Here is a 7876-nt window from a genome sequence, read left to right as displayed (position 1 = left end):
GGCGGGTGGAGGGCACCCGGACTACGTGGCGCAGCCCATCACCTTGGCGCCTCCCGGCAGGTATGCCTTGGCGAAGCGCAGCACCTCGGGGCGAAGCTTGAGATGCTTCCCCGCGTAGAGGCCTTCGTAGTAGTCCTCCTTGGTCTGCGATACGTGGATGTACAGGACGTAACTCATTTTCTTGCCCTGGTAGGTGCAGCTGTTCACGATGTACGCGCCGTTGTCGGCCAGCACTCCGTCATCGCCGATCGCGGCTCTTTCGGTGTTCTCCAGTCCGTAAAGCGACATGTGGGCATAGGTCATCGCATCGCGTTTAACGAGGGAACGGGTGTTGTCGATGTCGAAGACCTTCTCGCCGCCGACGTAGAGCTGGCAAAGCCGATTCTCTTTCCCGTCCCCCGAGTCGAAGTAGTGGAACTTCTTCCCTGTCGGCAGCAGCGGCTTGACGAGATCAGGTTCCACCTTCACATCGCACAGTGATTCGGGGATGGCGCCGTCATGGCCCTTGCTGCCGCCGCATGCCGTCAAAACGAGCAGCGCGCCGACGAGAGCCGATCTGCTGACAGCGCTCTTGCGTGAGGCTCGTGTCATTGAGCACCTGCCAGACCCTTGGCGCGGCTGTTGCCATTTCCCGCGGCTTCACTGATCTCGGTGAGCCACAAGTAGTGGCCCTGTTTCTTTGCCAGCTCCGGGTTGGTCTTCTCCCATTTGTCTGAGAGGAAGCTGAGCTGATTCTCGCGGGCGGTGAATACTTTACTGCTCTGGTCGCTGAATTCGCCGTCGATCTTGTGCTGCTTCTCCATCTGCCTCTCATATGTGATCGCGTCGACCCCTCGCTGCCCCCAGTCCGCGAGGGGGCCGGGGAGCAGCGCGTTCACCAGTCCACCGACGGCGTGGTATTCCCATCTCTGCTGCCAGGAGGGGTCTTCCTTGTCGGTACGGAGGGCCTGGTACTTGGCTTCCTCCAGAAAACCGTTCGTCTGGCCGGCGCGAAGCAGGGATTCCTTGGTTCCGGGGTGGGCCTCGATGTCTCGGCCGATTTCGTTGTTGATTCCGTCGTTCAGGAGCCCGTACGTCCTGTGGTCGCGGGAGATCTGCTTGGTTACTTCGAGCAGCTGCTGGCGGTCGAGCGGGCTCTCGTCCTGAGCGAGACTGCTCATGGCACGGTGCACTGTGTCCCCATGGTTGACCAGGGCCTTGGCCATGCCCTCACGTAGCTCTGCGGGAAGGTCATCGCCCATCTCCGAAAGATATTTCAGCGACCGGTCGAGAACTTTCTGGTGCTCGACCGTATGCTGGACGAACTTGACGTCCTTCTGGTCCGGGTCAATCCCTGACGCCGCCGCGAAAAGCGCGGCGCTTGCCGATTCACGCGCCGCGTTCGGCCCGCCCTCCTTGCCGCCGTCACGGAAGTAGTGCCGGTCCTTGAGAACGTACTGCGCATTGTCCTGCGGCTCGGTCGTGTTGAAGAACTCCGTCGACGCATCCGGATTATGGCTCAGAGCCTTCAAGAACCCCGTCATCGGATCGCGGCCGAAGTCCTTCTCCACGCCGTCGAAGTTGAGGTGGTTGTTCTGGACGGTCGGCCCGTTCCAGAAGTGGCCCGGCAGCTTCATCTTCCGGTCGGTCGCTACCAGGGCGTTGCCGTAGTCGTTCAGGAACTTCTTGTCGTAGTTGCCCGTGTGCATCAGGCTGCTCATGACCTGGAAACCGTAGGCCTTCTGGTGGTCGGGCAGGTCCAGCACCTTGGGGCCCAGCTGGATGACGTCCTGCTTCCATTTGCGCATGTCCGCGCTGTCGGAGTGCGTGGCCTCCGCGAGGACGAACCCCAGGTTCTTCTGGAGCTTTTCCAACTCCTCGAAACGCTGCGTGCCGGGTTTCGGCAGCCGCCGCGGGTCGGAGAGACCGGCGTAGAAGTCCATGACGCCCTCGGCCCCCATCTTCGTCGCGAAGCGCTCGGAGAACACGGGGTTGTCCTTGTGCATGGCCAATACCTCGTTGAACCGGGCAAGTTCAGCATCGGTCTTGACGCCTTTGGCGGCCAGCTTGACCATCTCGTCCGCGTCCTTGATGGACAGGTCGCGATCCTGTTTCCTGAAGTCGGCCAGAGACTTGTACTTCTCGCTGCTGAAGTCGTACGGATGCTTGGTGGAAATGGTGCTGAGCGCCCGGGTCACCGTCTCGTCGGCCTCGGCCGCCTGCTCCAGAGCCCGCTTGATCTGGTCGGCGACGCCGTCCAGGGTCTCAGCGGACGGCCCCGGGTCGGTGTTGCCCGTACCGCGCCGGTCGGGGTGCACCGAGCGGGCCACGACCCCGTCCGGCCAGATCGTGACCCCCGCCGGAGGGTGGTCCACGATCTTCTGCAAGTCCTGCTTCGCCTTTCCCAGCGTCGTATGGGCATCGCGCAGGATATTGCGGATGCTCGTGGCCTGGGTGACCGCGTCCTGGAACTCCTTGGCCGTCTTGTCGACGAAGGGCCGGGTCACCCCGGCATTCTCACCGCGCCAGCGCGCCGCATCCGACTTGGCCTTCATGCTGTCGCGGGCTTCGGATGCCAGGTGTTCCAGTTTGCCTATCAGCGCGGTCCAGTCGTCGGTCGCGGTGCCGAGCTTGTCCAGCCGCAGGTGGAGCACGTCCTCGAAGGACAGGGACATTTCCGTTTCCCCCGGGCTAGTTGTAGTACTCGGCGATGCGGGACGGGGTCATCAGCCGGTGCTTCGCGTCCTGGAAACCGGTCGCTATCTTCTCGTCGTGCTCGGTCGCCATCTCCGCCGAGAGCGCGAGGTGATTGGAGATGTGCGCGCACGCCTCCAGGAGCGTCTTCACCTGCGTCTCCCACGTCTCCGCGAGCTTGGTGAGCGCGGGGCCGGATGTCAGGTGGCTGCCGGAGAGCTCGGAGCCGGCGCTCTTGCTGCTCTTGTCGGCGTGCCCGCCCGCGGCCTGCAGCCCGCCGTGCAGCTGGTACGCGGCGTGGGCGACCTTGGCCAGGTCGAACTGGGAGGCCTCCAGATCGGGGTCGTAGCCCCCGGGCGGGGACGGCAGCATGTTTAGCCGCGTATGCACCGAACTGTCCCGGGCCGCCTCGGCCTTGCTCTGCGCCCACTCGTCCTCGAACGACACGGACCCACCCCGCAATCGCGTCAATGATCGCCAGCGGGAGCCACGCTACGGTCGAACGTCTGACCGCGCCGGGGTTTTGACGGGTTTGCTCGGGGTGGGCCCATCGACGACGTGTCGCGCCCATCCCGGAGGCAATGTGCCTGGTACAGGAAGGGGTGGCCCGGCTGCTATGGAGTGTCTATAGTGATGCTATGGCGACGACGACGATTCAGGTTTCCCGTGAGACTCGTGATCACCTCGCCGAGCTTGCGAAGGAGCGGGGGGTGAGCATCGGCCAGCTGGTCGAGGCCCTGGCCGCGGAGCAGCCGACTGCCGCGCAGCGTGCGGAGCGGCTGGCCGCCGACCGAGAGGCCGTGCGCCGCGTGATCGGTATCGACATCAGTGATGACGAGTTCGATCGGGCGCCCGACATCCTGGGCAATATCTACAAGATCGCCGCGGTGAAGGCCCGGAACGCCCCGGGTGCCGCCGCGTGATCATTCTCGACACCGGTGCCGTCAAAGCTCTCGTCAGCGGGCACAAGACGCTGAACCTGCTTGTGGCCAATATGGCCCGCACGCCCGGTGACCGGCTGGTGGTCCCTGCCCTGTGCCTGATGCAGGCCGAAGCGGACGACGAAGGGGCTTCTCGCCGCGTACTCGCCTTTTCCGCCGTCGTGGTCGACGACCTTGACGCGGTTGCCGCCGTCAGCGTCGGCACGATGATTCGTGACGGTTACGGCGGCGCGGACACCTGTCACGCCCTGTACTGCGCGTTGCCGCGTGCGGAGTTCACCGGTATGTCGATCCTGCTGACTGATGACGAAGGTGCCTATCCGCCCGGTGTCGTCACCGTCGATATCGACTCGCCCGGCATGCTGGGCTTCCACTGAGCGACGGCGGGCCACGCGGTGGGCTTCTCGAACCGCGTGATCGACACGCTTGAGCTCCTGGCCACCCGCTGACCGACGCCGGAGCCGTACCTCACCTCCGGCGCCCGCGAGCGTGTGTTGCCTGCTACCAGTAGTGGCGTCGGCCGCCGACAGCGTGACCGACTGCTCCCAGAAGCCACAGGGCGAGGCCGATGACGAACAGGATGACGCCGATCGTCCACAGAAAATGGATGCCCAGCACGAATCCGATGACGAGAAGGATGACACCTAGGGCGATCACGGTGATCTCCTGAGTTTCCGTTTGCCTGTCTGCCGGGCGCGTCGCTTGGGTCTTCAAGCGCGGGCGGCGAGGGTGACGGATTTCCGCCACCCCACAGGCAGTGGAGGACGGCTGCCGAGGCAACTCTCCCTTGCCCGGCCGCCCTCGCGGCCGAGACGTACCGCAGTTTTCAGGATATCTCCGGCGGAGGGGCGACAGGAAGGTCCGAAAACGTCGCCCGAGGGTTTCACCGTGGTGCGCCCAGCGCTTTCCCGTGGCGCGCGAGTTTTTCAGAGCGGCTGCCGCGCGTAGGCCGCCGCCCCCGTACGGGGGAGGTCGGCCCATACGCGGGTGCCCTCCGAGGTATCGGCCGGTTCGGAGAGGCCCCAGTTGCCGCCGCATTCGTGGACGATCCGGGCGAGGCGGAGCAACTGCCGCTTGCGATGGGCGATGCAGGTCGCGGTGGAGTCGGGGTCCGCGTGGGTGCGGGGGTGAGGATCCCAGACGATCGTGCGGAGGGAATCGTCCTCCTCGCGCCAGCGGAGGTGCACGTAGAGCGCCTGGCCGGGTGCGAACAGCGAGGCGGCGGCGGTGAGTTCGCTGACCACCTGGAGCGCGGGGAGTGTGATGTCCGAGATGCTGTGCCTGCTTAGTGAGGCGCGTGCGTTGTCGCAGGCGATCCCGGCGGCTTCGGGCCCACCGGGCAGGGTGAAGCAGTAGGCGATTTTCCCGAGTGGCAGCGGCGGACGCTCCGTCGCGGGCACCGGCTGGTGGATGAGCGGGCAGAGGCTGACGGACATACGGCAGCTCCGAGTGGTGGGGTGGGTGAGGTGGTGGGGTACGCGCGGCGCGCGGTGCCGGTGGCTTGTCTCCCTGGGGGCGGGCTGCCCCTCCCAGGGCAGGAGTCAGCGGGCAGCCCACACCGATGCGCTTCCGGCTGACGCCGTGCGGTGAGCGATGCGGTGCCGAAGCTAGTGGACCAGAGGGCACGTGTGCCCTCTGTGTTGGGGCCATTGACTCGATCGGGTGAAGTGCGGCTGTATGTACGTAGGGCTCCCGCTGAGCTCAGTAGGAAAGACGTATGACACCCAGGGCCATGCCTACCGAACGACAGAAGCGGCTGGGCGCCGAGCTGCGCAAGATGCGCATAGCCGCAGGCGCCCCGGCGGAGTATGCCGCCCGGCTGCTCGGCGTCGACCGAACCAAGATCTCCAACTTCGAGTCGGGTGTACGCGCTACCGCACCTGATCGTGTTCGCACGCTGGCCTGCCATTTCGCATGTCCGGACGAGAAGTACGTCGCAGCACTGGAAAACATGGCCAAGGAACGACACCGTGGCTGGTGGGAGGACTTCCGAGGCACGTTGCCACCGGGACTCCTGGACATCGCGGAGTTGGAGTGGCATGCGGTCGGAGTGCGGACCTTCCAGGTGACACATCTCCCTGGTCTGCTCCAGACGGAGGAGTACGCCCGCTCGATCTTCGAGGCAGTTCTTCCGCCCATGCCACGACTGAACGTCGAGCTCCACGTGGCACACCGAATGCAGAGGCAGCAAGTTCTGGAAGGGGAAAGGTCGCTGACGTACTTGGGGTACATCCATGAGGCGGCGCTGCGGATGCAGTTCGGTGGCCGCAAGGTCGCCCTGGACCAGCTGAATTACCTGTTGGCCATGTCCGAGCGCGCCAACGTCACGCTGCGCGTGCTGCCTGTCGGTACGGGTGCGTTCCCCGGAGCGGGGCATGCGATGTTGTACGCGGACGGTCCCGTGCCCCAGCTCGATACCGTTCAGCTCGACTCCGCGGGCGGTCCGTTGTTCCTGTATGCGGAATCGCAGCTCGCACGGTACGGCGACCACCTGGACTGGATGGAACGCACCGCCCTCGATCCCACGCAGTCACGTGACTTCATTCATGCCGTTACGAACGACCTCTGAGGAAGGCGACGATGAACCACCTCATAACATGGGAAGAGCCCTTCTGCGGAGCCGGGAATAACTGCTTCCGCATAGGCACCGACGGCGCTGGAAGCGCCTACATAGCCGTCAGCGGTGCCGAGGAGCATTACGTCACCGACTCCCGCGAAGCGCTCCGCGCCCTCATCCGCGACATCAAGGCGGGTAAGGCTGATCACCTTCTCTGACAGCCTCAAGCCTTGAGGAGGGCGACGATGAACCACCACATAGCTTGGGAAGAGCCGTTCTGCGCTGAAGCCAGCGCATGCTTCCGGATAGGCACCGACAATGCCGGCAACGCCTACATCGCCGTCGGCGGAGCCGAGGAGCACTACGTCACCGACACCCGTGACGCGCTCCGCGCCCTCATCCGCGAGATCAAGGCCGGCAAAGCCGATCACTTGCTCTGAGTCTCCTCCGCCACCCACTTCAGATACGCCTCGCCCCCGGCCGTCACCGGTACCGCGATGATCTCCGGGGTGTCGTAGCCGTGGAGGGCCGTGATGCGCGCGGACAGCGGTTCCACCAGATCCGCGCGCGTCTTCAGGTCGAGCCGCCACTCCTCGCCCTGCTCCACCTTGCCCTCCCACCGATACACGGAAGAGATCGGGTAGACCTGGGCGCAGGCCGCGAGCCGTTCGCCCACCAGCTCCGTGGCCAGGGCGCGGGCCTTCTTCTCCGTGTCGGTGGTCGTCGTCACCACGGCGTATTCGGGGAGTGTCATACAGAGGAGCGTATGCGGCCGGAGCAGGCGGCGCCGGTGCCGTACCGCGCTCGTCGCCCGGCCGCCAGCCATTCCGAGCGCAGCTGCTCGTAGACCCTGCGCTCCGCCACCGTCAGAGCGCGGCCGCGGCGGACGGCCAGGAATGCGCGGATCTCCTCGTTCACCTGGTCGAGGGTCGTGTTACGTGACATGGTCACAGGCTACGAGGAGCCACTGACATCACCCCGCTCATCGCACGCGTGTTTGCACAACGCTCATCAAACGGTCATGAACGTGCTTCTGCCGCTTCGCCTCCCCGGGAGGGGCGGCCGTCCCCGCCCCGGCCTTCCGTATCCGTGATGGTCTCCCTCAGCACCTCGCGGGCCGCGGCGAGTTCGGCTGCCCGCTCGTCGAGGACGCGCAGCTGGTCGCGGAGTGCGTCGAGGACGCCAGGGCAGGGCTGCACAGTGGCCGTGCCGGTGGTGCAGGGCAGCACTTGGCGGATGACGCGGGTGGGCAGTCCGGCCGTGAGGAGGGCGCGGATGCGTCGTACGGCCACGGTGTCGGAGTCGGCGTAGTCCCGATAGCCGTTGGGCAGTCGCTCGGGCCGTAGCAGCCCGGCCCGCTCGTAGTAGCGCAGCAGTCGTTCGCTGGTCCCGGTCCGTTCGGCCAACTCCCCGATCAGCACAGCTCTCCCCTTCTCGCTTGACCTTCCAATGGTGTCAGGGATCAACACTGGGCCTCGCCGCCCGCATTCCGCCGACGGCCCGCACCCCCGGGAGGCTCACGTGATCATCGATGCCCACAGCCACGTCCACGATCCGCTCGACATCCACTTGTCCGCGCTGGACGACGCGGGCGTGGAACGCACGGTTCTCTTTCCCACCCGCCCGCACCCGGAACGGGCGACAGACCTGGCTTCCCTCCGCCACGAGATGAGCGTGCTGGACCGTGCCCTGACAGGTACGGGCC

General features: G+C 65.6%; 13 protein-coding genes and 1 pseudogene. 6 read left to right on the top strand and 8 right to left on the bottom strand.

Features of this window, described 5'->3' with window-relative positions:
- Positions 1-21 precede the first annotated feature (21 nt).
- The 3 genes from K6I34_RS26490 to K6I34_RS26480 are packed head-to-tail and all read right to left on the bottom strand — an operon-like array spanning position 22 to position 3120.
- Positions 22-591 carry a hypothetical protein gene (locus K6I34_RS26490; RefSeq protein ID WP_229329295.1) on the bottom strand — a complete coding sequence of 190 codons (570 nt, stop codon included), beginning with the start codon at positions 589-591 and terminating at the stop codon, positions 22-24.
- The gene (locus tag K6I34_RS26485) at positions 588-2654 is read right to left on the bottom strand and encodes a DUF6571 family protein (RefSeq protein ID WP_229329285.1); all 2067 of its coding nucleotides are present in this window, start codon (positions 2652-2654) and stop codon (positions 588-590) included. Before K6I34_RS26485 ends, K6I34_RS26490 begins: the two co-directional genes overlap by 4 nt.
- Before the next feature lie 16 nt (positions 2655-2670).
- A complete protein-coding gene (locus tag K6I34_RS26480; protein WP_229329283.1) occupies positions 2671-3120 on the bottom strand; it encodes a hypothetical protein in 450 nt (149 codons plus the stop codon).
- A 191-nt stretch (positions 3121-3311) separates the two neighbouring features.
- Between K6I34_RS26480 and K6I34_RS26475 the strand changes: the two genes are divergently transcribed.
- Positions 3312-3596, top strand: a complete 285-nt coding sequence (locus K6I34_RS26475) for a hypothetical protein (RefSeq protein ID WP_229329281.1) — start codon at positions 3312-3314, stop codon at positions 3594-3596.
- Positions 3593-3991, top strand: coding sequence for a hypothetical protein (locus K6I34_RS26470; protein WP_229329279.1), 399 nt, complete (start codon positions 3593-3595; stop codon positions 3989-3991). Before K6I34_RS26475 ends, K6I34_RS26470 begins: the two co-directional genes overlap by 4 nt.
- A gap of 124 nt (positions 3992-4115) precedes the next feature.
- Here the strand turns inward: K6I34_RS26470 and K6I34_RS26465 are convergent, their stop codons facing one another.
- On the bottom strand, positions 4116-4271 hold the full coding sequence (locus tag K6I34_RS26465) for a DUF6131 family protein (protein ID WP_229329277.1): 156 nt from the start codon (positions 4269-4271) through the stop codon (positions 4116-4118).
- A gap of 269 nt (positions 4272-4540) precedes the next feature.
- Entirely contained in the window at positions 4541-5050 is a 510-nt protein-coding gene (locus tag K6I34_RS26460) for an ATP-binding protein (protein ID WP_229329275.1), read from the bottom strand.
- Between the two features lie 281 nt (positions 5051-5331).
- Between K6I34_RS26460 and K6I34_RS26455 the strand changes: the two genes are divergently transcribed.
- The 3 genes from K6I34_RS26455 to K6I34_RS26445 are packed head-to-tail and all read left to right on the top strand — an operon-like array spanning position 5332 to position 6611.
- Entirely contained in the window at positions 5332-6183 is an 852-nt protein-coding gene (locus K6I34_RS26455) for a DUF5753 domain-containing protein (protein ID WP_229329273.1), read from the top strand.
- Between the two features lie 11 nt (positions 6184-6194).
- Positions 6195-6389 carry a hypothetical protein gene (locus tag K6I34_RS26450; protein WP_229329271.1) on the top strand — a complete coding sequence of 65 codons (195 nt, stop codon included), beginning with the start codon at positions 6195-6197 and terminating at the stop codon, positions 6387-6389.
- Positions 6390-6416: 27 nt separating this feature from the next.
- Positions 6417-6611 carry a hypothetical protein gene (locus K6I34_RS26445; RefSeq protein WP_229329269.1) on the top strand — a complete coding sequence of 65 codons (195 nt, stop codon included), beginning with the start codon at positions 6417-6419 and terminating at the stop codon, positions 6609-6611.
- On the opposite strand, the gene cutA is transcribed toward K6I34_RS26445, so the two are convergent.
- From cutA to K6I34_RS26430, 3 genes are all read right to left on the bottom strand, one after another.
- Entirely contained in the window at positions 6599-6925 is a 327-nt protein-coding gene (cutA, locus tag K6I34_RS26440; protein WP_229329267.1) for a divalent-cation tolerance protein CutA, read from the bottom strand. The genes K6I34_RS26445 and cutA overlap by 13 nt on opposite strands.
- Positions 6922-7116, bottom strand: coding sequence for a hypothetical protein (locus K6I34_RS26435; protein ID WP_229329265.1), 195 nt, complete (start codon positions 7114-7116; stop codon positions 6922-6924). The genes cutA and K6I34_RS26435 overlap by 4 nt, the downstream gene beginning before the upstream one ends.
- A gap of 74 nt (positions 7117-7190) precedes the next feature.
- Positions 7191-7592, bottom strand: coding sequence for a MerR family transcriptional regulator (locus tag K6I34_RS26430; RefSeq protein WP_229329263.1), 402 nt, complete (start codon positions 7590-7592; stop codon positions 7191-7193).
- Positions 7593-7692: 100 nt separating this feature from the next.
- Between K6I34_RS26430 and K6I34_RS26425 the strand changes: the two are divergent.
- A pseudogene (locus tag K6I34_RS26425) lies at positions 7693-7876 on the top strand (metal-dependent hydrolase); the annotation flags it as partial.

The organism is Streptomyces sp. UNOC14_S4 (genome assembly GCF_020740835.1).
Lineage (GTDB): Bacteria > Actinomycetota > Actinomycetes > Streptomycetales > Streptomycetaceae > Streptomyces.
Note: the sequence above shows the minus strand (reverse complement) of the source record. Positions and strands in the feature narration are given on the sequence as shown.